A 24,060-nucleotide genomic window follows, 5' to 3' on the forward strand; every position below is an offset into this window, starting at 1 on the left:
TTATTATTTGTGGATGGGATTGGTTGCCCACATTTGACTTGTTTTGATGAAAGTGCGCGGATTCAGCTTGAGTTGACTGACAATGATGTCCGCAATATCTTCCGGATGGGTCATTGATTCTTCTTTCAGGCTGGATTCTCCAATGAGGTCAGTCAGCACGGCTGACGGTGTCAAATAGGAAACGCGGATATTATGTTTGCGCATTTCCTGCATCACGCCTTCTGTCATGCCTATGACAGCATATTTAGTGGCAGAATAGAGTGCGCTGTGTGAAGAAGCCTTCAAGCCGGACATGGAAGAGATGTTGATGACATCACCAAGACCTTGCTCCTGCATCATCGGGAGGACACCATGCATCATATTGTAGATGCCGAACAGGTTGACATTCATCATCTCACTTAAGTCATCTTCGGAACTTTCAAGGAAAGGCATATGTTTCATGATGCCGGCATTATTGATGAGTATATCGATGCGAGGAAATGCATCCTTCACTTCGTTCAACATGCGTGTTACATCCTCATTACGCGAAACATCTCCGTTTAAAGCGACAATCTGTACATCATGTTTTCTGAGTGAATCGGCAGCATCGGCCAAAGTGTCGGCATTTCTTCCAATTATTGCTACGTTTACATCTTCTTCGGCCAAAGCATGGGCCGTCGCCAATCCAATGCCTCGTGTGCCGCCGGTAATGACTGCATATTTACCTGTGATATCCTGCATATACAATTCTCCTTCTTGTTCATTACTATAACGTCATTATAACAAAGAGAGAAGGAACAGACATGGAAGAGACTTTAATTGTGGGGATTTCACTGTATAATGGAGAAAAGGCTTACATATATAAAGAGGAGGCATATTATGGAAGAATGGTTGAAGACAGCACGCGACAAAGATTCAAATGATTCATTGGCGAAATTCAGATCACAGTTCTACATCGGTTCAGGCAATTATTATATGGACGGCAATTCCCTAGGACTGATGAGCAAGGCAGCTGAGGAAAGCCTCCTGTCGGTCATGGAAGATTGGAAACGCCATGCCATCGATGGATGGACCGAAGGGGAACGGCCGTGGTTCTATATGAGCGAACGCATTGGGGAAATGATGGCTGATCTCATTGGAGCCGGGCACCACGAAGTGCTCGCGACGAATTCAACTACAATGAATATCCATCAGACGGTAAGGACGCTCTATAAACCGACAGAGAAGCGGTATAAGATCTTGGTTGATGAATTGAACTTCCCCTCTGATATCTATGCTGTGCAAGCAACCCTCGATGATTTCGGCTACTCGGACGGTATGGTCAAAGTGCCATCCCCGAACGGGCATACGTTGTCTACGGAGACCATTATAAATATGATGGATGACAGTATCGCATTGGTTCTTTTGCCTTCCGTCCTATACAGGAGCGGGCAGATTTTGGACATGGAACAGATAACGGAGCATGCAAAAAAGCATGACATCATTATCGGTTTCGACCTGTGTCATTCAATCGGTGCCATCCCTCATGATTTAAAGGAGTGGGGGGTCGATTTTGCAATCTGGTGTACTTACAAACATCTAAACGGTGGTCCGGGTTCTGTTGCCGGATTGTATGTGAATGAAAAACACCATTCTCGGGAAGTTTCTCTGAGGGGATGGTTCGGCAACAATAAAGAAACCCAGTTTGATATGTCGCATACGTTTGATCCTGCTTCCGACATCAGCCAGTACCAAGTCGGGACCCCACATATCTTTTCGATGGCACCGCTTCTTGGTTCACTCGAGATATTTGAGGAGGCAGGCATTGCAGCCATCCGCGAAAAATCCCTCGAATTGACGGATTTCATGATTACAATGATTGAAGATATGTTCGAAGAGGGTGAAATTGAAATCGTCACCCCGAAAGATCATGAGGCAAGAGGGGGGCATATCCTCATTGGCCATTCCAATGCGGCAGGTATCAATGCAGCATTGAAATCCAAGGGCGTCATTCCCGATTTCAGAGCGCCAAGCTACGTCCGGATTGCACCCGTTGCCCTATACAACTCATTTGAAGATGTTTATCATACGATAATGATATTAAAAGAAATTATGGATGGACGGCTGTACGAAAAGTTTGAGAATAAGCGGGGAGTGATTGCCTGATGTGGATGGATATTACCCAGATGCTTGAAGAGGATATCGCACATTGGCCCGAAGACACGCCTTTTAGCTATGAACGTACTGTCACCAAGGCAGAGAGTGGTTCTGTGAATATCGGCAAAATCACAACAAGCACCCATATCGGTACCCATATTGATGCGCCTTTTCATTTTGAGGAAGACGGTGACACCGTCGATCAGCTGGATATCAACCGGTATATTGGAGAGGCGACGGTAATAGCAATAGAAAACTCGGAAGAACTGGGATTTGAGGCAATCAAGCAGTTTGATATCAGAGGGAATATACTGCTTATAAAAACTAAAAGAAAATCCGACACTACAGTTTTTCCGGAAAGTATACCCGTGCTTGAAAAAAGGGCAGTGGAATATATGGCTGCCCAAGGAATCAAATTGTTCGGGACAGATGTCACTTCAGTAGATCCGATTGACTCCAAAACCCTTGATATTCATCATCTACTCCATGAGAGGGACATCATGATTCTTGAAAATGCAGTGCTGGACGATGTCGCTCCAGGCTACTATGAATTCGTTGCATTGCCATTGAAGATTAAAGGGGCAGATGGTTCGCCGGTGCGTGCTGCGCTGCAGTATAAGGCGGATTTAAATGACTGATTATCAGGATCATACACTGGACGGAGAAGAAGTGAAGACTGATTTTTCTAAAGATATGACTTACAGCGAATATCTCAATCTGGAGCAGATACTGTTTGCTCAGGATACTATGAGTGAAGAGCACGATGAGACACTGTTCATCATCATCCACCAAGTGACCGAATTGTGGATGAAACTCATCATCCATGAAATAAATTCAGCCATTAAAGATATAAGGGAGGATAATTTCAGGGAATCGTTCAAAAAACTTGCGCGGGTCACCAATATACAAAGGCAGATCATTGCTGCATGGGATGTACTTTCAACAATGACTCCAAGCGACTATCTAAAATTCAGGGATGCACTAGGCAATGCCTCCGGATTTCAATCCTATCAAAACCGTATGATGGAATTCAGTCTCGGCTACAAGACGACACATGCATTAAAAATTTATGGAAAAGATCCTATCATCCATGCGAAGTTGAAAAAGCAGATCATGACACCGAGCATCTATGATGAAGTTATACGCGCAGTGGATAGGGCGGGATTCAATATAGACAAGGAAGTCCTCGAGCGTGATGTAATGGAGAGATATGTACCTGACCCATCCGTCAAAGAGGCCTTCAAGCAGATATACCTCAATACTGAAGATTATTTTGAACTGTACGAGATGCTCGAAAAACTGGTTGATGTGGAAGACCTGTACAGTCAATGGCGATTTAGGCATATGAAGACTGTCGAGAGGATCATCGGTTTCAAGAAAGGCACCGGGGGGAGCTCTGGTGTGAACTATCTGAAACGCGTCATAGATGATTATTTCTTCGAAGAACTTTGGGAATTGCGTACTGAATTGTAGGAAGGGTGTCTTTTGATGCGGGACTTTGGGCAGACCAATATATTTGATGATGTGATAAGAGAAGATGAGACGTTTGTGATTGTTGTGCAGGAAGTGGCCGGGTCGGGTGCACGATTGCAGAAGCGTGTCCTACGGGAGTACCCGGGCCTTAAAATGGAAGGAATGAAGAATTTATACGAACACTTAAAAGACGTCTATCTGGAAGAGGCGTTCTCGGAAGATGGAAAATACTTTGATATTACGGTCTATACCAATGAAGATTATGCAGGTGAAAATGTCTATGCACATACCAAACGGCATAAAAACAGCAAAGTATGGACGACGACTCCGAAATAAAAGGCTCCTGAGGGGTCTTTTTTTTATGCAAATAAAATAGAATATTCTAAAATATCAAGCCAATGTAAGCGCTATTATGTTACAATATATAGTAAGTAAGATAAAAAATACAAAGGGGACTGGGATTATGAAGAAATTTTCATGGTTGCTTGTATTGATGATGTCTCTATCTTTTGCTTTAGCTGCCTGTGGCGGTGAAGGAGAGGAGGCGTCCAGTTCAGGTGAAGGGGACTCTTCTGGAGAAGGATGGGTTGAAAATGTCACTGTGTTGACCGGGGGCGAAGCAGGGGTATACTTCCCGATTGGTGTTGCGATGGCGGATATCATTGATTCCCAATTGGAAAATGTGTCGGCTACTGGTGTTTCATCAGGTGCCTCCGTTTCCAACACGGAGCAGTTGAATAATGGTGAAGCGCAGCTCGCTCTTGTCCAGAATGATATTGCGTACTACGGAGTAGAGGGGACGAACATGTTTGAAGAACCCCTTGAAAATTACAGCGGTGTACTCACACTCTATCCTGAGACTATCCAGCTGGTCACACTTGCAGACTCTGGAATTGAATCCGTAGCGGATTTGGAAGGCAAGCGTGTAGCGATTGGAGATGTTGGTTCGGGTACAGAAGCAAACGCCAAACAGATTCTCGAAGCCCATGACTTGAGCGAATCCGACTTGGATGCACAGTATCTTGATTTCGCGGATGCTTCGACGAACCTCCAAGATGGTAACGTCGACGCGGCATTCGTTACAGCCGGCACACCAACCGGTGCGATTCAGGAATTGAGCGCCAGTGCAGATGTGAAGTTGGTCAGCTTCGATCAGGATGCAATTGATTCATTGACAGAAGAATATTCCTATTATACGCAACAGGATATTCCTGAAGATGCTTATGAAAACTTTGACAGTACAGCGACTACGGTAGCTGTACAAGCTATGGTGATTGCCTCCAATGATATTCCTGAAGATCAGATGTATGAAATGACGAAGGCGCTGTTTGAAAATCTTGATGATTTGAGCAATGCTCATGTCCGTGGTGAAGAAGTGACGCTCGACACTGCACAGGATGGTATGCCGATTGATCTTCATCCGGGTGCCAAAAAATATTATGATGAGCAGTAATTGAATGGATACTAGTAATAAGAAAAAGACATTGCGTCGCCGCAATGTCTTTTTCTCCCTTATTGGAATTTCAGTGGTAGCGTTACTCGTCATTCTTTATATAACAGCGCCTTTGGGTATTTCGATCTCTGACATGGAAACAGGTGAGGTTTTATACAGGACCCGGATTGATGACGGGGGACGTTTCTCTGTTGAATACATACATTCAGTCGAACGCTCGCCTGTGAAGGAAATTTTTGAAGTGCGTGGTACAGATATATATACGATGGAGAGCCATACGGAATCATTTGGGGCGGGCATGCCTTATGAAGGGGAAGTGATGGAACTCGAGGATGGCAAGTTCATCATCAGTGAAATCAACAGACCTGTCCGTGGAGGGGCCTTGAGGATACGCCCATCCTCTGTATTTCCTCATCATATCATGATAGGAGACGATGACATACTTATTTCCGAACCGCCGTTCAAAGGCAGAAATCTGGAGGTCAATGTCACCCGGACCTTATTTGAGAGAGGTGAAATCAATGGAAGATAAAGAACAAAAAAAATTGCTCCAGGAACTGGAAGGAAGTGACAGGGAACTCGGGAAGAAGATGGGCCGATTGGTCAGTATTGTGGCTCTATCTCTGGCATTCTTCCACCTCTATGTGGCTGGGTTTGGCCTGCCTGGCATCGGATCCAGGACTTTCCTGGTCATCCACCTTATATTGGGGGTCGTCCTTGCATTCCTGATTTTTCCGATAAAAAAAGGTTTGAATCAGAAGACCATACCTTGGTATGATTTGTGCCTTGCGGTTTTGACTTTGGGTATAGGGATATATCTCATCAACAGGCAGACGGCTGAAGCTATAATGTCGGCCCGCCCTACCGAAGTGGATTTGTTGGTAGGCGCGCTTTTTGTACTCATAGTCATTGAAGCCACGCGACGTGTGGTCGGCCTGCCTCTAGTTATAATAGCAGCCATTTTTATGGGTTATTTCTTTTTGGGTCAATTCATGCCGGGGGATTTCTACCATAATCGAGGGGACTTTTCCCGATTTGTCTATGAAATTGTCTATCGTAGCAATGGCATATTCGGCACGCCGATCTACGCCTCAGCGCAATTTGTTTTCATCTTTATCTTGTTCGGCGCCATACTTGAATCGACTGGGGCAGGTAAGATGTTCATCGATCTCGCCATCAGAGGGTTCGGTAAATACAAGGGAGGTCCCGCCAAAGCCAGCGTAGTGGCAAGCGGGATGATGGGGAGTATCTCCGGGAGTTCTACAGCAAACGCAGTTACTACAGGTACATTCACAATACCTTTGATGAAGAAGGTAGGATTCCCCTCTCATGTGGCAGGTGGCGTCGAAGTAGCAGCTTCTTCAAGCGGGCAATTCCTGCCGCCTGTCATGGGGGCTGCCGCCTTCATCATGGTGGAATTCACAGGAATCCCTTATTATGAAATCATTAAGAGTGCATTCATTCCTGCGATATTGGCTTACGTCGGCATTTTGTTCATGGTTCATTTTGAAGCGGGTAAACATAATATCTCCGGGATGGAACGTTCTGAAATGTCCTCGGCACGGAAATTGCTTATAAGGCAGGGGTATATGCTGGTGCCGATATTGATTCTGCTGTACTATCTCGTTATTGAACGCGCATCAGTCAATGCTTCGGCATTCTACACAATCATAGCGATGATCGTCATAGCACTCTTCACCTACCGCTTCAAGGAACGTCTGGGACGAACAATACTTTATGCGGCGATATTGCTTGCACTCACGTTTGCGATGCAGTATCTGGTTGGATACCTCAACCAGGGGCTGGTTGCGTTGAATGATGTTTTTGGAATAAGAGTCTTCAACAACCAGACGATACGATGGAGGGACTCGATATTCACCATGGTATTGGGTGGAATCCTTGTGGCATTTCTATTTGGCATTTTCCAAAGGATGATGAAACATGACAAGGTGAAGTCGGAATACGGAACCAAAGAGTTGTTGGAAGGCTTCGACACCGCTTCGAGGAATGCGCTGAGCATCATAGTAGCGTGTGCGACTGCGGGGATTCTGATCGGGGTCATCACGACAAGCGGTTTGTCTACGAAATTCACACGTATCGTCATAGAGTTTTCAGACACCATTGAATCTTCATTGCCAGCCTTCATGATTACCGATAACACCCAAATTTATATTGCGTTGGTATTAACTGTGTTTGCATGTCTGCTGTTAGGACTTGGTTTGCCGACTACAGCGACTTATGTGGTACTTGCTGCAGTGATTGCGCCAGTGCTCACCAATTTAGGCTTGCCAATCATTGTGGCCCACCTCTTTGTCCTGTATTATGGCGTGCTTGCAGATGACACACCACCGATAAACCTGCCCGCCTATGCAACGGCCGGTATTGCGAATGCCGGTCCGATCCGTACAGGCGTGCAGGGCTTCAAATACGATTCTGCGGCGCTTCTTCTGCCGTTTATGTTTGCGATAAATCCTACTATATTGCTGATTACAGATGCCACGGTACTTGAAATGGCATGGGCCGTCCTCACTGCCGCGATAGGAATGGCGACATTTGCGTCATTCATCCAAAATTATATGCTCACCCGCTACAATATCGTAGAGAGGGGGGTAGCGGTCGCTGCTGCATTGTTGTTCATACAGAGCAGTCTGATGACGGACATAGTGGCAATCGGGCTGTTCATCCTACTCGTGGCCTTCCAATATTATAAGAAGAAAAAGCAGCAACGAGCACCTGAAGCGGTTTGACCAGGAACTGGATCCATCAGGATCTGGTTTCTTTTTAGCATTTCATCAAATAGTCATTAAAAGTTTGTCCGAAGCCATAAACATCTTTATAATGGTATTGTATACTAGTGGTATACTGTGAGTATTGTAAATAACACTTGAAGCGAGGGATTTTTAAATGAGAATTATTGTAGCAGGAGGAGACGGTTTCTGCGGATGGCCTACTGCATTGTACCTTTCTGAGAAGGGCCATGATGTGACGATTGTAGACAATCTGGTGAGACGCAAAATCGATAATGAACTGCATTCCAACTCTGTAACACCAATTGCTTCGCTCCAGGAGCGCGTGGATAAATGGAAAGAACTCACCGGCAAAGAGATCAAAGTGTACGAAGGGGACCTTAACCATTATGATTTCTTGACTCTGGTCTTCAAAAATGAACGTCCGGAAGCCTTTGTCCATTTTGCCGAGCAACGGTCAGCGCCGTATTCCATGATTGATCGTGAGCATGCGGTCTATACTCAGCAAAACAACGTTTTGGGAAATCTTAACGTGCTTTATGCAATAAAAGAATTTGAACCTGATTGCCATCTCATAAAGCTCGGAACGATGGGTGAATATGGACAGCCGAACATAGACATCGAGGAAGGGTACATAGAAATCGAACACAAAGGCAGAAAAGATACTCTACCGTTCCCTAAACAACCGGGTTCTTTCTATCACCTGACAAAAGTGCATGATACTCATAACATCATGTTCGCCTGTAAGATTTGGGGTATTCGTGCAACTGATCTCAACCAGGGTATTGTCTATGGTTTGAACACTGAAGAGACAAAGAAAGATCCAGTGTTGGCTAACCGTCTTGACTACGATGCTGTTTTCGGTACTGCTCTCAACCGGTTCCTGGTACAGGCTGCGATCGGGCATGATATCACTGTTTATGGCTCAGGTGGCCAAACTCGGGCCTTCCTGAATATCCAGGACACTGTCCGCTGTGTTGAAATTGCTGCGGAAAATCCGGCTGAACAAGGTGAGTTCCGTGTCTTCAACCAATTCACAGAGTCATTCTCCGTTCAAGAACTTGCTGAGAAGACTAAAAAGGCAGCAGAAGAACTGAATGTTGAAGCGACAGTTAAATCAATAGAAAATCCGCGTGTTGAAAATGAAGACCACTACTACAATGCAGTGAATACAAACCTGATCGACCTTGGTCTTGAACCACACCTGTTGACGCAGGATGTCCTTAAAGAAATCCTCCAGGAAGCAATGGAACATAAGGATCGTATCATTGTAGATAATGTTCTTCCTCAAGTGACTTGGAAATAGAAAGAGGTAAGACCGTATGAAGATAGCAATTGTCACAGAAACATTTCTACCATCGACTGATGGGATAGTGACGAGATTGACGAAAGCCATAGATTACTTTATACGGGAAGGACACGAAGTTCTGGTCATTGCTCCAGACCTTGGTGTATACGATTATAAAGGTGCAAAAGTGATCGGTATCAAACCGATCACTTTCCCTTTTTATAGATACCGTAAATGGGGGGTTCCTTCTCGTAAAGTGTACCATGAATTGAAGAAATTCCAGCCTGACGTAGTACACGCAGTCAATCCGATCCTGCTTGCAACGAGTGCAGTGAAGGCTGCACAGAAACTTGATATTCCGCTTGTTTCCTCTTACCACACTCATCTGCCAAAGTACTTGGATTTCTATAAAGCGTATAAGCCGGCGAAACCGCTGCTATGGTGGTATATCAAACGCAACCATAAAAATGCGGATTTGAACCTTGTCACTTCACAAGCCATCCGTGAGGAACTTGATGCCCAGGGCATCGAGCGTCTGGATGTCATTCCGCGCGGGGTGGATGTAGACCATCGGCATCCACGGTTTCGTGATGATAAGATGAGGGAATGGCTGACCGGAGGGAAGCCGTCCAATAAGTTGCTGGTGTTCATCGGCAGGATAGCAATAGAAAAGGAACTGCATAAATTGGTGCCACTACTTGAAAAGCGCCCCGATATAAGCTTAGCCATGGTCGGCGACGGTCCAGCACGGGCGGAGATCGAAAAGCGTTTTAAGGGCACTAATACGGTATTTACCGGCTTCATCCATGGAGAAGAATTGTCCAAGGCATTTGCTTCTGGAGATGCATTCATCTTCCCATCAGTTTCTGAAACCCTTGGGCTTGTCATTTTGGAATCGATGGCTTCAGGCCTACCTGTCATTGCCGCGAAAAGTGGACCGACTAATGAACAAGTTGAACATGGCGTCAATGGAATGCTGTTTGAAAATGAAAATATTGAAAGTATGCTCGAGGCGGTATCTGTCCTTGAAGATCCAGAACATCTTGACTTGCTGCGCAGAAATGCCAGAAAAGAAGCGCTGGACTTTGCATGGGATAAGACATCCCAAAGATTGATAGATTTTTATATGGAGGCGCGTAACCGACACTCTGTTGGAAGTAAAACTATATAGTGTGGAAGGAAGATATGTATGAGAATGGTCGATATAATCGCTAAAAAGCGTGATAATGGAGAACTTACTAAAGAGGAAATCCAGTATTTTATAGACGGCTATACAAAAGGGGACATCCCTGACTATCAGGCTTCAGCCCTATTGATGGCCGTATTCTTCAATGACATGACTCAAGCAGAACGGGCAGATCTTACAATGGCAATGGTCAAATCCGGAGATGAAATCGATCTTTCAGCAATCAATGGCGTTAAAGTGGATAAGCACTCGACAGGTGGAGTAGGCGATACCACGACACTCGTCCTGGCACCGTTAGTGGCGGCCCTGGATGTGCCTGTAGCCAAAATGAGCGGGCGGGGGCTCGGTCATACAGGTGGAACAATCGACAAACTTGAAGCGGTAGAAGGGTTCCATGTCGAGATTACAGATAAGGAATTCACAGACATCGTCAATCGTGACAAAGTGGCGGTCATAGGCCAATCCGGCAACTTGACCCCGGCAGATAAAAAGATCTATGCGTTGCGTGATGTCACCGCGACAGTCAATTCGATTCCCCTGATTGCAAGTTCAATCATGAGTAAGAAAATTGCTTCAGGCGCTGACGCAATCGTCCTTGACGTTAAAACAGGGGATGGCGCCTTCATGAAGCATGAAGAAGACGCCGTGGCACTTGCGGAAGCAATGGTATCAATCGGCAACAATGTAGGACGCAATACAATGGCGATCATATCCAGCATGTCAGAGCCGCTCGGCTATGCCATCGGTAACGCCCTGGAAGTCAAAGAAGCCATTGAAACCCTTAAAGGCGAAGGGCCTGAAGATTTGACCAGACTATGCTTGGAACTCGGGGCACAGATGGCGGTTCTTGGGGGTGCTGCAGAAAGCTTGGATGAAGCGAAAGAAAAGCTCCAGGCGGTCATTGATGATGGACAGGCTCTTGAGAAATTCAAAACTTTCCTGAAGAATCAAGGCGGAGATCCGACTGTAGTCGACGATGTATCGCGCCTGCCTCAAGCAGATTATCAATATGAGGTTAAATCGAAAGAGAGTGGGTTCGTCGAAGAAATCAAAGCTGAAGAAATCGGTATTGCCTCAGCAATGCTTGGAGCCGGGCGTCAGACCAAGGAAGACGTCATTGATCTGGCTGTAGGCCTAGTGCTGAAGAAAAAGGTTGGAGATCCCGTGGAAGTTGGCGAAACACTTGCTGTCATCCACAGCAATACAGAAGATGTGGCAGAGGTTGAAGCCAAGATTCTCAAGGATTATAAAATTGGCGACAACAAGGTGAATATTGAACTTGTAAGACAAGTCATCACCGGATAAAACTCCCTATCAGGGAGTTTTTTTGTTTGCTCTCATTAAACAGACCAATGATGTCTATCAGTCAAAGAAGGTCGCAGCAAACTTGATTACGTCCCCTCGCTTTAGCCTTATAGAGATGCTCATCAACTTGTGGGTACAACTGCTCCTATACTTCATTTGCCCAGAGCATACCCTCATCATTATCTTTTATATTTTTACAGTTCCATAGATATACATTATAATTAAGAAAATGATTTGTGGAGGATAATGATGATGAAGGCAATGATACCCCAATACGACAAACTGGAAAGAAATGAACAGGAAGAAGTGGAACATCAATTCCAATCACTTGATACGGATGAAATCAAGGAAGTGTTTAAGGAGGTCTACCAAAATCCGACACCAGTGGATATGGGAAACATCACTGAAATCCCTTATACCACACCGGAAGAACTGGATGAACATATGTTGCATGAGATGACGCTTGATGCAATGGCCGATGGCCAGGTAGGGGTCCTGCTGATGGCAGGCGGTCAAGGGACCCGTCTTGAGCACACAGGACCGAAAGGCACTTTCTCGTTTGATGGCCATTCCTTATTCGAATTGCAGGCAAAACAACTCAAAGCATTCCAGGAAGAAGTGAATGTGTCTGTACCATGGTTCATCATGACGAGCGACATCAACCACGAGGAAACCAAGCAGTTCTTCTCCACGCATAATCATTTCGATTTGGAGGCAGACAATATCCATTTCTTTAAACAGGAACATTTCCCGGCGTTATCAAAAGATGGGGAACTGCTGCTTGATGCTGACAGGAATATACTGGTGACCCCAAATGGCAATGGAGGAATATTCAGTGCGCTGAAGCATTCAGGTATGCTGGAGCATATGAAAGAGTTGGGTATCAGGCATGTATTTATGAACAACGTCGATAATGTGGTGGTCAAGGTGGCGGACCCGCTGCTTGTCGGACTTCATATTCAAAATGACAATGAAGTGACATCCAAGTCAATAGAACCGAGGCCAGGGGAAAGTGTCGGACGTCTGTGCCTAGTGGAAGATCAGAAGAGCGTAGTTGAATATACTGAATTGCCTGAAGGTCAAGAGGAAAAATTCAAGAATGGGAACATCGGTATACATGTTTTCAATATCGAGTTTCTTGAAAAGGTAGCTGACGTAAAAATGCCTTATCATCTTGCATTGAAAAAATTGGAGCATCTCGATGATGACTTGAAGATCATTAAGGCGGAGGCCCTTAAATTCGAAAAATTTTATTTTGATGCGTTCCAGATTGCAAACACTCATATGACACTACAAGTCGACCGGACGGGGGAATTTTCGCCGCTTAAAAACAAGATAGGGAAAGACAGTGTCGAAACAGCTAGACGGGACTTGATGGATGAAGGCTTGATATAATGTTTTTGAAGCATACAGGTACACGCGGCCCTTTATACAGAAAACAGCACGATATGGGGGATAGAGTCGTGGATTCATTGAAACATATGATTCCGCTGTCTTTCGGGGAGGAAGTCGGCAATAGCGTCAGCCATGGCGTAGCAGCCATCATATTTATATTGCTGTTGCCCTTTACGGCAGTCTATATGTATGAGAGTGGTGGCGTGATGCATGCTGTGGGCGGCTCCATCTATGTCATCAGCATATTTTCCATGTTCCTGACTTCTACTCTTTATCATGCCATGGCTCATAACACAAAACATAAATATATCCTGCGCCTCCTTGATCATAGCTTTATATTTGTTGCGATTGCAGGCACCTATACACCTATTGCCTTGTCAGTGATCGGCGGCACTTGGGGCATAGCCACCTTGATTATCCAATGGACGGTGGCAGTGCTGGGTATTTTATATAAAGTGCTGAGTCCAAAAGTGAGCAATAGGGTGAGTCTGACAGTCTATCTCATCATGGGATGGATGGCCGTCATCTTCTTCCCGAGAATATTAGCGAATACAGATTGGATGTTTTTACTTATGATTACATTGGGAGGCGTGAGCTACACGGTGGGAGCTTGGTTTTACGCACAGAAGACACGCCGGTATTTCCATATGATATGGCATTTCTTCATCATAATAGCGAGTTTCCTCCACTATATTGGCATTGTTTTCTATATCCAACCTTGATTAGAGCGCCATTTTAAATATTCTTTTCAGTTTGTTATGATTGTTACTGTCCGTAAAATCAAAAATGGAGCTGATCTTATGAAAATCGTATTTTATGGCGCAGGTAATATGGCGAGTGCCATCTTTATAGGGATGATTGAAAATAAAGTGGTAAAACCAGAAGAGATATATTTGACGAGCAAAAGCCAGAAAGAGAAAATAAAATTCTTTCAGGATAAATTGGGAGTCAATATCTCTTATGATGATTCAGAACTGTTGAAGGATGCAGATTATGTCATTTTAGCGAGCAAACCGCAAAGTTTTCCTGATGTGGCCAAGAGGTTGCGGCCTTACCTTGAGGAAGCGACGAAGATTATTTCCGTTATGGCAGGCACGCAGATTAAAACAATCAGAAGAGAACTTAAAAGTGACAATCCAATAGCTCGGTTGATGCCGAACACTAATGCGATGGTCCAACATTCGGTCAGCGGTATCAGCTACTCTGAAAACTTTCCAGATAAGGACGAGCTTGTGGAATTGATGGAGAGTTTTGGCACGACCGTGGTAGTGGAAGAAGATGCAATGCATAATATTACTGCTGCAACAGGTTCAGGATCGGCCTTCCTATACTATATTTATGAGAAGTATGCGGAGAGTCTCATGGAGCTAGGATTCGATGAAAACGAAGCCATGTTCCTGACGACAAACCTTGTTATCGGCGCTGGTAAAATGGTGGAGGATTCCGATCTGTCGTTCAGTCAACTAAGGAAGAATATCACTTCAAAGCGGGGAACGACTGAAGCAGGATTGGACGCTTTAGATGGCGAAGGGATTAAGAGCATCTTGATGACAACATTAAATGCGGCAGCTAACCGCAGTGAAGAACTGAGCCAGGATGACTGATTCAACCATTTTGTAAGATAATGATGAATGCTTCATATATAATGTATATATGAAGCATTTTTTCTGGAGGTAATGAATGAAGATATTATATTATAACGGGAATATATATACGATGAAGCGTCCGGAAGATAAGGTACAGGCGGTTCTTGTAGAGAATGGAATTATTCTTGGCGCGGGTATTTTCTCGGATTTTAGGCATGAAGCGGATAAACTGGTAGATCTGGAAGGTGCTACAATGTTGCCGGGATTGACTGATACACACATGCATCTGGTTATGTTGGGGAAGAAATTAAAATCACTCGCACTCAATGACGTCAACGATATCAATATGATGAAAGAAGTGATCTCAGAATTTGATTCGAAGGATAAATGGAATGTCATCTTGGGTTATGATGAGAATAATTTTCCTGGTCAGTATAAAATGAAGCGCGAAGAGGTGGATATGCTGACCCATAAGCCGACACTGATCACTCGTGTATGCCATCACGCCGGATTGATCAACACGGCAGCGATGTCGCTTCTCGGTCTTGATCGTACGACAGAGGATCCGGAAGGTGGATATTTCGAAAGGGATGCGGACGGGGAATTGACAGGCTGGGTCTATGATAAGGCTTTTGAAATGGTTAGGGGGAAAACTGTGGAAGATGATATCGATTCAATAAGCGATGACATATCAACAGCAGTAGATCACCTCCATTCGTATGGCATCACCAATGTTCATACAGAGGATATGTCTTATCATGGTCCTTATCAAGTGCCCCTCGGGGCATATCTCAAAACGGTGGGGCCTGAGGGTAAAAAGATCCGGGTCAATCTGCTTCGGCACGAACAAGTTTACGATGAGATGGTTGCAGATGCGCCGGATTACCGAAAAGACTGGATTGAACCTGATGCCATGAAACTTTTCATGGATGGCGCTTTCGGTGGGAAGACCGCTCTGGTTAAAGACCCTTATGAAGGCACGGCTGGGCATGGACTGCAGATCCACTCCCGGGAAGATCTGGAATCGCTCATTGTGAAGGCCCGTTGCAATAAGGATGCAGTAGCAGTACATGTCATAGGAGATAGGGCGTGTGAGATTGTGGTGGACACCATTGAAAAACATCCAGCTCCTGAAGGTAAACACGACAGATTGATCCACACAAGTTTGTTGAACCAACCACTGCTTGAGAGAATGGCTAAAATGAGTATCATATGCGATGTACAGCCAACATTCCTTACATCTGATATGCCCTGGGTAGAGGAATATCTCGGAGAAACACGTACAGCATACCTTTATCCATTCAAGACAATGCTTGATTATGGCTTGATGCTTGGCGGATCGTCGGATGCCCCTATCGAAACAGCCAATCCGATGCAGGGAATCTATACACTTGTCACGCGTCGTGGGGAGAGCGGGATTTATAATGAAAGTGAATGCATCAGCCGGTATGAAGCATTTAAAATGTATACACATGATGCTGCCGCTATTATCTATAAAGGTGACAGGGCGGGGTTGATTGACGTAGGTTATTACGCTGACTTCGCGATATTTGAGCGTGACGTCATGCAGATATCGTCTGAGGAATTATTAACCGCAAAAGTAATAAAAACAATCGTCGACGGCGAAGTCGTCTATGATGGACAACTATAGAAGGAGGGGTTTGATGGGTTTAAAAATAGGAATTTTTGGTGCCGGCAATGGTGGGATCACCGCGGCTGCTGATATGACTGAGAAGGGGCACCAGGTGACACTTTTTCAGTCGCCGCAATCGAAGAAGGATTTGAGCCAAATTGAGGAGAGTGGGACAATTTCATTCAATGGAAAACCAATCTCACTCCATAAATTTACACGCGAAGCGGAAGAGGCCGTCAAGGGGCAGGATGTAATAATGCTTACAATACCTTCTGTTGCAATTGAACCGGTTGGCGAAACGATTGCACCTTATATTGAGGATGGACAGTATATACTGATCAACGGAGCGAGTGCAATGTCCAGCCTTCGTTTTAGGCGTGTACTGCATAATATGAAGGCTGACGTCGATGTAAAAGTAGGCGAGACGATGTCACTGACCTACGCCTCACGCTATTCATCTGAAAATAATGAGGCACAGCTCATCGCCTATAATAAATATAATCTTTTTGCCGCATATCCGGCGAGACATACCGAGGAGATGCTCGAGGTATTCCATCGCATGTACGACTACCTCGAACCCGCCGAAAATATACTGGAAACAACCTTAAACAATGGTAATCCTGAGAGTCATCCAGGCCCTTCCATACTAAATGCGGGGAGAATCGATTACGCTGGGGATGATTTCTATCTCTACAAAGAAGGAATCACCAAGCACACTGTGAACGTGGTGCACAAAATTGATGAAGAACGTCAGGAGATCTGCAGAGCGCTTGGTTTTGATGCACTTTCGAAATCAGAAAGAAGCCTCAGGAGTGGGTATTTTGAAGATGGGCTTACCTTAGATGAGCAGTACAACAATTCGAAGGTTTTGAAGGATATAAAGGGACCGATAGAACTTGACAATCGTTATGTCACAGAAGATGTATCCAACGGGCTAGTATTGTGGGCAAGCATTGGAAAGATGGTTGGGGTCCAAACACCGGTAATGGACTCGGTCATTACATTAGCGGGAGTCCTTTTGGAACGTGACTATTTCCAGGAAGGTGTGACTTTGGCTAAGCTAGGTATAGAGGATAGCAGTCCGGCACAACTGAATGAAGACATGAAATACAACCATACTAGAGATTAATTCGTGACTCATCAGATGCACGTGATATTTTGAAGATTAAAAATAGGCAACCCCACTTAGCAATAGTTTAATATCGCTAAGTGGGGTTTTTACAATATTTACAGAAACGAAATCTCTTTAATCACGCATGTTCATCTTTTATATCTTTCTGGTAATACTTCGGATCACTGAAAAATTCCTTCTTCAATTCGATGACCTTTGGAGAAAGCAATATTATGGCGATGATATTCGGTAACACTACAAAGAATAAGGTGAGATCAAGGAAGGCCCATAAGGCAGTCGCTCCTCCTATCGACCCGACAACGATCGAAATGACGTAGATACTCTTCATGACTGTGCCGGCCCATAGGCCGAAGAGGTACTCTGCTTGCCGTGCGCCATAAAAAACGACTACCGTTATGGTCGAGAAGACAAATATAACCAAGGCTATCGATACTACATAACTTCCGATCGGTCCAAAAGATTCTTCGAAGGCCCGGGCCGTCAAAGCTTCCCTGACACTTTCCTTATGTGCATCACTCTGTTGCCATACACCCGTCGTTAGGACGACCAACGCTGTAACTGTACAAATAATCAGGGTATCAACCAGAATTTGGATCACGGCCCAAAAAGCTTGACGAATCGGATGATCTGTCTGGGCAGCGGCATGTGCAATTGGAGAAGTACCTAACCCCGCTTCATTGCTGTAGATGCCGCGTGCGAAGCCCCACCGTATTGTTTCAGCGAGTACCGCACCAGCTCCGCCGCCAAGAGCCGCTGTCGGATTGAAGGCTTCGGTGAAAATCAATCTAAAGGCTGCAGGAACGGCCGAGGCATTCAAAATAAGAATGATGACCCCTGCCAGAATATAAAACAAGGCCATGAAAGGGACGAGGTAAGAAGACACTTTGCCGATGCGTTTCACACCACCAAAGACAACGACGCCGACGGCAATGGCTATAATGACGCCGGTTGCCAGTGGGTTGAATGAGAAGGACTCAGCTATCGTACTGGCGACGGAATTACTCTGCACCATGATGCTTGGTATCAACTCAATTAATAGGAAGGTGGCATACCATGCTGCCAGAAACTTACCGATCATGGGCCATTTTATGCCATTTTTCATATAATAAGTGGGGCCCCCAACATATTCGCCTGCTTTATTTTTCTCCCTATAGTGTACACCGAGTGCAGTTTCTCCAAATTTTAATGCCATGCCGAACACGGCGATGACCCACATCCAGAAAACGGCACCCGGGCCGCCAAGCATTATTGCCACCGGCACACCTACGATATTCGCAGCGCCGATTGTTGAAGATAGGGCTGTGGTAAGTGTCTGGAAAGGTGTGACAGTCCCTCTTCCCCGCGGTTTTTTGCCGATGCTTCCAAAAGTCTGCCTGAAAATATAGAAAGGGTAGACAAACTGAAAGAACTTCAACCTGAAAGTTAAGTAGACGCTAGTGAAAAACAACATTATGATAATCGGGTATCCCCAAAGGAACGATGAAATGGCTGTCACTGATTCTATTAATTTCTCCATGGCTTACCCCCTTTGATTAATTATATATTATGCGTCTGGAAGAGCGTATACACTGACGCTCTGACTATCGACGAAGAATTCCCCATTGCCTTCTTCATCGATGGTGACGACATCCTCCCTGTTTTCTGTAACGTCAACCCATTCCTCACCGCTATGCTCGTCGCCCACATACATTTTTTTGACCCCTTCTTCCACACCATTTGAAATGAGGACGGCGCATCCGGAATTTTCGACTTCATCTTCTCCAAAACGCACCCAGCCTATTGTATTGGGGTGGTCGAAGTAATCTTGTTGTTCTCCAAGCGCCTTGTTATGTCTGGCGTATAGAAGAGGATCGATCAATTCTCCCACCCCCTCTTCACCATCCATTCCATAGTAATCTCCGTAGAATACGCAAGGAAATCCATCCTCCCTCAGAAGAATGAGTGCATAGGCGGACTGTTTAAACCAGTCATCAATAAATGACTCAAGAGATTCTCCAGGCTGCGTATCATGATTGTCTACGAAGGTGACGGTGTTCCAAGGATCTTCTTGCACAAGTGTGCCGTCGAATATCTGGGTGAGATCATAGCCTTCATATTCATTTGCAGCTTCAAAAAGATTATAGTGCAATTTGACATCGAAAAGATCTATATCGAATTCCACATCCTTCAAAAATCCTTCTTTTGCTTCTACATCTGGATTCCAGAACTCTCCGAAGAAATATAAGTCGCGATCAGCATGTGCTTCCAGCGCTTCTATAAACTCTGCGATAAATGTACTGTCGATATGCTTGACGGCATCCAACCTGAATCCATCGACGTTCAAAGTATCAGTGAGCCATCTGCCCCAACCGATCATCTCTTCTTTGACATCAGGATGATCGTAATCGATGTCTGAGAACATGAGGTAGTCGAAATTACCATATTCGTCATCAACATTACTGTTCCAATCCTTGTAGTCACCCAAGATACGGAAAATCCCTGTCCGGTCTTCTCGTGCATCATAGTCGACTCCACTGAAATGGTTGAAATTCCAAACGAAGTCACTGTATTTTCCATCTCTTCCGGGAAAGAAGAACCGTGTATACCCTTCTATATCAAAAGGCTCAGAAATATCCTTTTCCCGATCTTCCTGATCCACTTCGATGACTTTGAATGTTTCAGCTTCATCTCCGGCAGCCTTATGGTTCATCACAAGATCGATATAGACCAGTAGATCGGCCTCCTTACATGCTGCTATCGCCGCTTCGAGTTGTTCACGCGTACCATATTTGGTGCGGACGTCTCCTTTCTGATCAAATTCACCAAGGTCGTACACATCATAGACTGCATACCCTGGATCTGTCGTACTATCCGCTTTAGTGGGTGGTGGCAGCCATACGGCATCAAAGCCTTTACCCTTTATTCTTTGGGCGTCATCCTTGAGACGGTTCCAATGTTCGCCGTCATCGGGGAGATGCCATTCGAAATACTGCATGATTGTTAAGTTCATTTATCATCCCGTTCCTCTCTATTGTAATACTCTCTTTATAGCCAATATGAGGATAGTTAACCCCAAATATAATATTTTAGTTTTGAAATGAAATGGAAAAATGTGTTTGGGTGCCATAAAACGAGATAGTAGCTAACCATAATACATTTTAAGGAGGTAATTTTTTGGGTAACGTAGGAGATCAGCTAATGTCGGTATTAGACAAGATCATCGCTTTTATACCTAATTTAATCAGTGCACTTTTACTTTTACTTTTAGCGTGGATTATCGCAGTAGTACTGAAAAATATTATTGTAAAAGGTTTGAAGGCAGTCGGCTTTGATAAATGGCTGCAGAAAAAAGAGTTGAGCAGTCCGGACGAAGCTAAAAAGGAATCCGAAGGGATCATTACTACACTTGGAAAGCTGGCATACTTTCTAGTATTTATCTTGTTCCTGCCGCCAGTTTTCGACGCGTTGAATATGCAGTCGGTATCAGTTCCGATTAAGGAAATGATGACTGCAGTGCTTAATTTCATCCCGAAACTGCTTGTTGCTGCGGTCCTGATAGTATTGGGACTGTACCTGGCTAAGATTCTAGGTAGATTGGTTACAAATCTACTCCAGGGCTTAAATATGAGCAGATTCAATTCATACGTAAACTTTGGCGATAAGACAAAAGAAGGGATCGACATTCCACAAGCTTCCGGTGTAGTCATATCGGTACTAGTAGGTCTGTTCTTCGTCGTACAGGCGTTGACAGTATTGAACCTGGAAGTCTTCAATACGATTGGAACAGCGATTATCGCCTATATCCCGCTTGTTATATCAGCCCTCATTATATTGACTCTAGGATTTGTCGGAGGCAATTTGCTTTCTACTGTAATAACTAAGAGTACAGGAAATGCCTTTATCGGTGAGATTGCGAAGTATCTGATTATAATCGTTGCGGTATTTATGACGCTCGATCAATTGAATTTCGCCCAGAGCATCGTAAATCTAGCATTCCTGATCATCCTAGGCGCTGTAGCTGTTGCTTTCGCAATAAGCTTTGGCATGGGTGGTAAACCGTTCGCTCAAAAACAGCTAGAGAAATTCGAAAATAAAGTAAATGAGAAAGAGTAATATCCATTGACCTACAACTTAATATGAGTAAAGTAACCAAACACTTCAGCCATAAAGTGTTTGGTTTTTTTCATTATAAATAGAATATGTTGTGTTATCATGGATGTATTAACCATAAGGCGTAAAGGAGAATTTTTAAATGCTTACTAGAGAGCAAGTGGAAGAAATCGTCGGTAACATAAATGATCCAATTCTGAATGTACCTATATCTGAAACAGAGGGCATCCAGGAAATAAGCATCAAAGAGGAAAAGAACCATGTAAGTGTAAAAGTGGCAATTGGCCGGCTCGGCGGACAGGAGCAGCTTGATCTGCAGATGAAAATCGTAAATGCAGTCAAAGAAGCAGGCGCAGATACAGTCGGTCTCAGGTTCGATGAACTCGACGAAGAGACAATCGAACGCCATAGAGGTAGAGGCACTTCAGGCAGTGAAGTGGAGAATCGCTTCAAAGATAATGATACAGCGTTCATTTCTATCGCTTCCGGCAAAGGTGGGGTCGGCAAATCGACTGTAGCAGTCAATTTAGCGGTCTCATTGGCGGAGAAAGGCAAAAAAGTCGGACTCATAGATGCGGATATATATGGGTTCAGTGTGCCCGACATGATGGGTATCACCGAAAAACCTGGAATTAAGGATAAAACAATCATTCCTGTTGAAAGATACGGGGTAAAAGTTATTTCCATGGCATTTTTTGTCGAAGAGAACACACCGGTGATCTGGAGAGGCCCTATGCTCGGCAAGATGATCAGCAGCTTCTTTAATGAAGTCGATTGGGGCGACCTTGACTATCTTCTTTTGGACCTTCCTCCTGGTACCGGAGATGTGGCACTTGATGTCCATCAGCTGTTGCCGCACAGTAAGGAAATAATAGTAACCACACCACACCCGACAGCCGCATTCGTGGCTGCCCGGGCAGGTGCCATGGCACAGCATACTGATCACGACATCATTGGTGTCATAGAAAACATGAGTTATTTTGAGAGTGAACTTACAGAAGAGAAGGAGTATGTCTTTGGACAGGGTGGCGGACAGAAGCTTGCTGATGAACTAAGTGTGCCGCTACTTGGCCAGTTGCCTCTCGGCCAGCCTAAGTGGGACAAAGAGGATTTTGCGCCTTCAGTCTACGGGGCGGACCATCGGATAGGAAAGATCTATCGTGAGATTGCAGACAATGTAATCGATGAAAGTAAATAGCCGGGGGATTATAGTATGACATCTAAGTATCTTGTGAGGTTCTATTTCAGGACACTGCTTCTCGGCATGATCATCACAGCTCTGGTGAGTATGGTTACAGAGTATGAGAATGTAACGCGATACCTTTTTGCAGGCCAGTTTGGTGAATTTCTTGCTGGCCTAATCTGGTTTCTTGGATATGGATTGTTGATTGCCACAGTAAGTCAAGTGGCATTCTTCATCTATCTGTTCATCCATCCATTAGGGATGGGGCTTTTCAGGAAGCTATGGCCTTATATACAATTGTTGTTGGTAATCTATGCTGTATTCGACCTTTTCTATGTCAGATTTTACCGCTTTGGCAAAGAAGCGGGTGAGGTAATTGATTATATATGGATTCCAATCATTGTAGTCATTGCCGGCTTTATAGTCGCATGGTGGAAAGACCGCGAAGCGCGCGGTACCCAAGTCTTCATCCCATCACTCTTCTATATGGTATTCATGACTTCGATCGCCCTGATTCCTTTCCTAAACGTAGAGGATACATCTTGGATCTATCGTTCAATCTTTACATTGGTGGCAGTGAATGCTTTCCAACTTATAATGTTACCAAAGTATATTGAAGCGTCAGAGCAGGAAAAACGAGAACGCGGTAGGGTGACAAAGGCAGAACGCAACGAAGAAAAGAGAAAAGCAATGGCACAGAGAGATGAACGCCAAAAACAAAAAGAAGCTGGTCAGGTTAAAGTGAACAACAAGATGAAGTATAAGAATAAGACGAGACAGAATACATCTAATAAGAAATGACAAAGGCGGTGCATAGCACTGCCTTTTCAATTGGTGTAACAATGCACGATAAAAAAGCTGCATACCGTTGACACCCTAAAGGGGACTTGCTATGATATAAAAGTCGCTGAAAACAGATGGCAACTTACCAACAGCAAGCAACTTAAAATAAAAATAAAAAAAGGTTGCAAGCGAAATTGTAAGATGGTATAGTAGAGAAGTCGCTGAAAACAGCAGGCGAACATTTAAAAACTACAAAAGTAATCTTGAAAAAGAGATATTAACGATTGCAAATATGTAGGGCGAATGCTATAATAGTAAAGCAGTCAACGAGAGAACATTGAAAACTGAATGACAATATGTCAACGTTAATTCCAATAAACCGGATGGTTAATCCATCCAACTTGGGCGACAAGTAAAACCGCAACGAGTCAGAGCACTCCAATTATGGAGAGTTTGATCCTGGCTCAGGATGAACGCTGGCGGCGTGCCTAATACATGCAAGTCGAACGCGCAGCCCCGGAGCTTGCTCTGGGGTCTGCGAGTGGCGGACGGGTGAGTAACACGTAGGCAACCTACCCATCAGACTGGGATAACCGCGGGAAACCGTGGCTAATACCGGATGACCCTGATCCCCGCAGGGGGATGAGTTGAAAGGCGGTCTTTGACTGCCACTGATGGATGGGCCTGCGGCG

21 protein-coding genes and 1 rRNA gene are annotated in these 24,060 nt (G+C 44.7%); 19 read left to right on the forward strand and 3 right to left on the reverse strand.

The features are described from left to right. Window positions 1-3 precede the first annotated feature (3 nt). Window positions 4-720 (reverse strand): SDR family NAD(P)-dependent oxidoreductase, encoded by a 717-nt coding sequence (locus ACFFLE_RS05840; protein ID WP_380570198.1) that lies wholly within the window; start codon window positions 718-720, stop codon window positions 4-6. Window positions 721-858: 138 nt separating this feature from the next. Here ACFFLE_RS05840 and kynU point away from each other — a divergent pair, with 138 nt between their 5' ends. The 15 genes from kynU to ACFFLE_RS05915 all read left to right on the forward strand — a co-directional run bounded on the left by kynU (window position 859) and on the right by ACFFLE_RS05915 (window position 17,310). Next, window positions 859-2,124 carry a kynureninase gene (kynU, locus tag ACFFLE_RS05845; RefSeq protein ID WP_380570199.1) on the forward strand — a complete coding sequence of 422 codons (1,266 nt, stop codon included), beginning with the start codon at window positions 859-861 and terminating at the stop codon, window positions 2,122-2,124. Beyond that, entirely contained in the window at window positions 2,124-2,753 is a 630-nt protein-coding gene (gene kynB / locus ACFFLE_RS05850) for an arylformamidase (protein ID WP_380570200.1), read from the forward strand. Before kynU ends, kynB begins: the two co-directional genes overlap by 1 nt. Next, a complete protein-coding gene (locus ACFFLE_RS05855) occupies window positions 2,746-3,588 on the forward strand; it encodes a tryptophan 2,3-dioxygenase (RefSeq protein ID WP_380570201.1) in 843 nt (280 codons plus the stop codon). The genes kynB and ACFFLE_RS05855 overlap by 8 nt, the downstream gene beginning before the upstream one ends. Before the next feature lie 15 nt (window positions 3,589-3,603). Further along, on the forward strand, window positions 3,604-3,924 hold the full coding sequence (locus ACFFLE_RS05860; protein ID WP_380570220.1) for a hypothetical protein: 321 nt from the start codon (window positions 3,604-3,606) through the stop codon (window positions 3,922-3,924). 127 nt (window positions 3,925-4,051) lie between these two features. Continuing rightward, window positions 4,052-5,041: a TAXI family TRAP transporter solute-binding subunit gene (locus tag ACFFLE_RS05865; RefSeq protein WP_380570202.1), complete on the forward strand. Its 990-nt coding sequence runs from the start codon at window positions 4,052-4,054 to the stop codon at window positions 5,039-5,041. 4 nt (window positions 5,042-5,045) lie between these two features. Beyond that, the gene (locus ACFFLE_RS05870) at window positions 5,046-5,573 is read left to right on the forward strand and encodes a DUF1850 domain-containing protein (RefSeq protein ID WP_380570203.1); all 528 of its coding nucleotides are present in this window, start codon (window positions 5,046-5,048) and stop codon (window positions 5,571-5,573) included. Further along, entirely contained in the window at window positions 5,563-7,788 is a 2,226-nt protein-coding gene (locus ACFFLE_RS05875) for a TRAP transporter permease (RefSeq protein WP_380570204.1), read from the forward strand. The genes ACFFLE_RS05870 and ACFFLE_RS05875 overlap by 11 nt, the downstream gene beginning before the upstream one ends. A 157-nt stretch (window positions 7,789-7,945) precedes the next feature. After that, on the forward strand, window positions 7,946-9,094 hold the full coding sequence (locus tag ACFFLE_RS05880) for an NAD-dependent epimerase/dehydratase family protein (RefSeq protein ID WP_380570205.1): 1,149 nt from the start codon (window positions 7,946-7,948) through the stop codon (window positions 9,092-9,094). 16 nt (window positions 9,095-9,110) lie between these two features. Further along, window positions 9,111-10,247 carry a glycosyltransferase family 4 protein gene (locus ACFFLE_RS05885; RefSeq protein ID WP_380570207.1) on the forward strand — a complete coding sequence of 379 codons (1,137 nt, stop codon included), beginning with the start codon at window positions 9,111-9,113 and terminating at the stop codon, window positions 10,245-10,247. 18 nt (window positions 10,248-10,265) lie between these two features. Further along, entirely contained in the window at window positions 10,266-11,567 is a 1,302-nt protein-coding gene (locus tag ACFFLE_RS05890; protein ID WP_380570208.1) for a pyrimidine-nucleoside phosphorylase, read from the forward strand. 249 nt (window positions 11,568-11,816) lie between these two features. Continuing rightward, window positions 11,817-12,962 (forward strand): UTP--glucose-1-phosphate uridylyltransferase, encoded by a 1,146-nt coding sequence (locus ACFFLE_RS05895; protein ID WP_380570209.1) that lies wholly within the window; start codon window positions 11,817-11,819, stop codon window positions 12,960-12,962. 53 nt (window positions 12,963-13,015) lie between these two features. After that, window positions 13,016-13,684 (forward strand): PAQR family membrane homeostasis protein TrhA, encoded by a 669-nt coding sequence (trhA, locus tag ACFFLE_RS05900; protein ID WP_380570221.1) that lies wholly within the window; start codon window positions 13,016-13,018, stop codon window positions 13,682-13,684. Between the two features lie 78 nt (window positions 13,685-13,762). Continuing rightward, window positions 13,763-14,566: a pyrroline-5-carboxylate reductase gene (proC, locus tag ACFFLE_RS05905; RefSeq protein WP_380570210.1), complete on the forward strand. Its 804-nt coding sequence runs from the start codon at window positions 13,763-13,765 to the stop codon at window positions 14,564-14,566. Between the two features lie 76 nt (window positions 14,567-14,642). Then, window positions 14,643-16,199 (forward strand): amidohydrolase, encoded by a 1,557-nt coding sequence (locus ACFFLE_RS05910; RefSeq protein WP_380570212.1) that lies wholly within the window; start codon window positions 14,643-14,645, stop codon window positions 16,197-16,199. A 13-nt stretch (window positions 16,200-16,212) separates the two neighbouring features. Beyond that, the gene (locus ACFFLE_RS05915; protein WP_380570213.1) at window positions 16,213-17,310 is read left to right on the forward strand and encodes an NAD/NADP octopine/nopaline dehydrogenase family protein; all 1,098 of its coding nucleotides are present in this window, start codon (window positions 16,213-16,215) and stop codon (window positions 17,308-17,310) included. A gap of 121 nt (window positions 17,311-17,431) precedes the next feature. Here the strand turns inward: ACFFLE_RS05915 and ACFFLE_RS05920 are convergent, their stop codons facing one another. Both ACFFLE_RS05920 and ACFFLE_RS05925 read right to left on the reverse strand, forming a co-directional pair. Next, on the reverse strand, window positions 17,432-18,829 hold the full coding sequence (locus tag ACFFLE_RS05920) for an alanine/glycine:cation symporter family protein (protein ID WP_380570214.1): 1,398 nt from the start codon (window positions 18,827-18,829) through the stop codon (window positions 17,432-17,434). Window positions 18,830-18,856: 27 nt separating this feature from the next. Continuing rightward, window positions 18,857-20,302 carry an alpha-amylase gene (locus tag ACFFLE_RS05925; protein ID WP_380570215.1) on the reverse strand — a complete coding sequence of 482 codons (1,446 nt, stop codon included), beginning with the start codon at window positions 20,300-20,302 and terminating at the stop codon, window positions 18,857-18,859. Between the two features lie 164 nt (window positions 20,303-20,466). Here ACFFLE_RS05925 and ACFFLE_RS05930 point away from each other — a divergent pair, with 164 nt between their 5' ends. From ACFFLE_RS05930 to ACFFLE_RS05945, 4 genes are all read left to right on the forward strand, one after another. Further along, on the forward strand, window positions 20,467-21,405 hold the full coding sequence (locus ACFFLE_RS05930; RefSeq protein WP_380570216.1) for a mechanosensitive ion channel: 939 nt from the start codon (window positions 20,467-20,469) through the stop codon (window positions 21,403-21,405). Between the two features lie 139 nt (window positions 21,406-21,544). Continuing rightward, window positions 21,545-22,600 (forward strand): iron-sulfur carrier protein/transcriptional regulator SalA, encoded by a 1,056-nt coding sequence (gene salA, locus ACFFLE_RS05935; RefSeq protein ID WP_380570217.1) that lies wholly within the window; start codon window positions 21,545-21,547, stop codon window positions 22,598-22,600. 15 nt (window positions 22,601-22,615) lie between these two features. Next, complete coding sequence (locus ACFFLE_RS05940; RefSeq protein ID WP_380570218.1) at window positions 22,616-23,386, forward strand: KinB-signaling pathway activation protein; 771 nt, start codon at window positions 22,616-22,618, stop codon at window positions 23,384-23,386. Between the two features lie 423 nt (window positions 23,387-23,809). Next, a 16S ribosomal RNA gene (locus tag ACFFLE_RS05945) occupies window positions 23,810-24,060 on the forward strand; the annotation flags it as partial.

Origin of the sequence: Salinicoccus siamensis (assembly GCF_042429615.1) — a bacterium.
Classification (GTDB): Bacteria; Bacillota; Bacilli; order Staphylococcales; family Salinicoccaceae; genus Salinicoccus; species Salinicoccus siamensis.

Bases quoted from the DNA above. Each gene is read 5' to 3' on its own strand.
- ACFFLE_RS05840 (WP_380570198.1), bottom strand. From the start codon at position 720: ATGCAGGATATCACAGGTAAATATGCAGTCATTACCGGCGGCACACGA.
- kynU (WP_380570199.1), top strand. From the start codon at position 859: ATGGAAGAATGGTTGAAGACAGCACGCGACAAAGATTCAAATGATTCA.
- kynB (WP_380570200.1), top strand. From the start codon at position 2,124: ATGTGGATGGATATTACCCAGATGCTTGAAGAGGATATCGCACATTGG.
- ACFFLE_RS05855 (WP_380570201.1), top strand. From the start codon at position 2,746: ATGACTGATTATCAGGATCATACACTGGACGGAGAAGAAGTGAAGACT.
- ACFFLE_RS05860 (WP_380570220.1), top strand. From the start codon at position 3,604: ATGCGGGACTTTGGGCAGACCAATATATTTGATGATGTGATAAGAGAA.
- ACFFLE_RS05865 (WP_380570202.1), top strand. From the start codon at position 4,052: ATGAAGAAATTTTCATGGTTGCTTGTATTGATGATGTCTCTATCTTTT.
- ACFFLE_RS05870 (WP_380570203.1), top strand. From the start codon at position 5,046: ATGGATACTAGTAATAAGAAAAAGACATTGCGTCGCCGCAATGTCTTT.
- ACFFLE_RS05875 (WP_380570204.1), top strand. From the start codon at position 5,563: ATGGAAGATAAAGAACAAAAAAAATTGCTCCAGGAACTGGAAGGAAGT.
- ACFFLE_RS05880 (WP_380570205.1), top strand. From the start codon at position 7,946: ATGAGAATTATTGTAGCAGGAGGAGACGGTTTCTGCGGATGGCCTACT.
- ACFFLE_RS05885 (WP_380570207.1), top strand. From the start codon at position 9,111: ATGAAGATAGCAATTGTCACAGAAACATTTCTACCATCGACTGATGGG.
- ACFFLE_RS05890 (WP_380570208.1), top strand. From the start codon at position 10,266: ATGAGAATGGTCGATATAATCGCTAAAAAGCGTGATAATGGAGAACTT.
- ACFFLE_RS05895 (WP_380570209.1), top strand. From the start codon at position 11,817: ATGATGAAGGCAATGATACCCCAATACGACAAACTGGAAAGAAATGAA.
- trhA (WP_380570221.1), top strand. From the start codon at position 13,016: ATGGGGGATAGAGTCGTGGATTCATTGAAACATATGATTCCGCTGTCT.
- proC (WP_380570210.1), top strand. From the start codon at position 13,763: ATGAAAATCGTATTTTATGGCGCAGGTAATATGGCGAGTGCCATCTTT.
- ACFFLE_RS05910 (WP_380570212.1), top strand. From the start codon at position 14,643: ATGAAGATATTATATTATAACGGGAATATATATACGATGAAGCGTCCG.
- ACFFLE_RS05915 (WP_380570213.1), top strand. From the start codon at position 16,213: ATGGGTTTAAAAATAGGAATTTTTGGTGCCGGCAATGGTGGGATCACC.
- ACFFLE_RS05920 (WP_380570214.1), bottom strand. From the start codon at position 18,829: ATGGAGAAATTAATAGAATCAGTGACAGCCATTTCATCGTTCCTTTGG.
- ACFFLE_RS05925 (WP_380570215.1), bottom strand. From the start codon at position 20,302: ATGAACTTAACAATCATGCAGTATTTCGAATGGCATCTCCCCGATGAC.
- salA (WP_380570217.1), top strand. From the start codon at position 21,545: ATGCTTACTAGAGAGCAAGTGGAAGAAATCGTCGGTAACATAAATGAT.
- ACFFLE_RS05940 (WP_380570218.1), top strand. From the start codon at position 22,616: ATGACATCTAAGTATCTTGTGAGGTTCTATTTCAGGACACTGCTTCTC.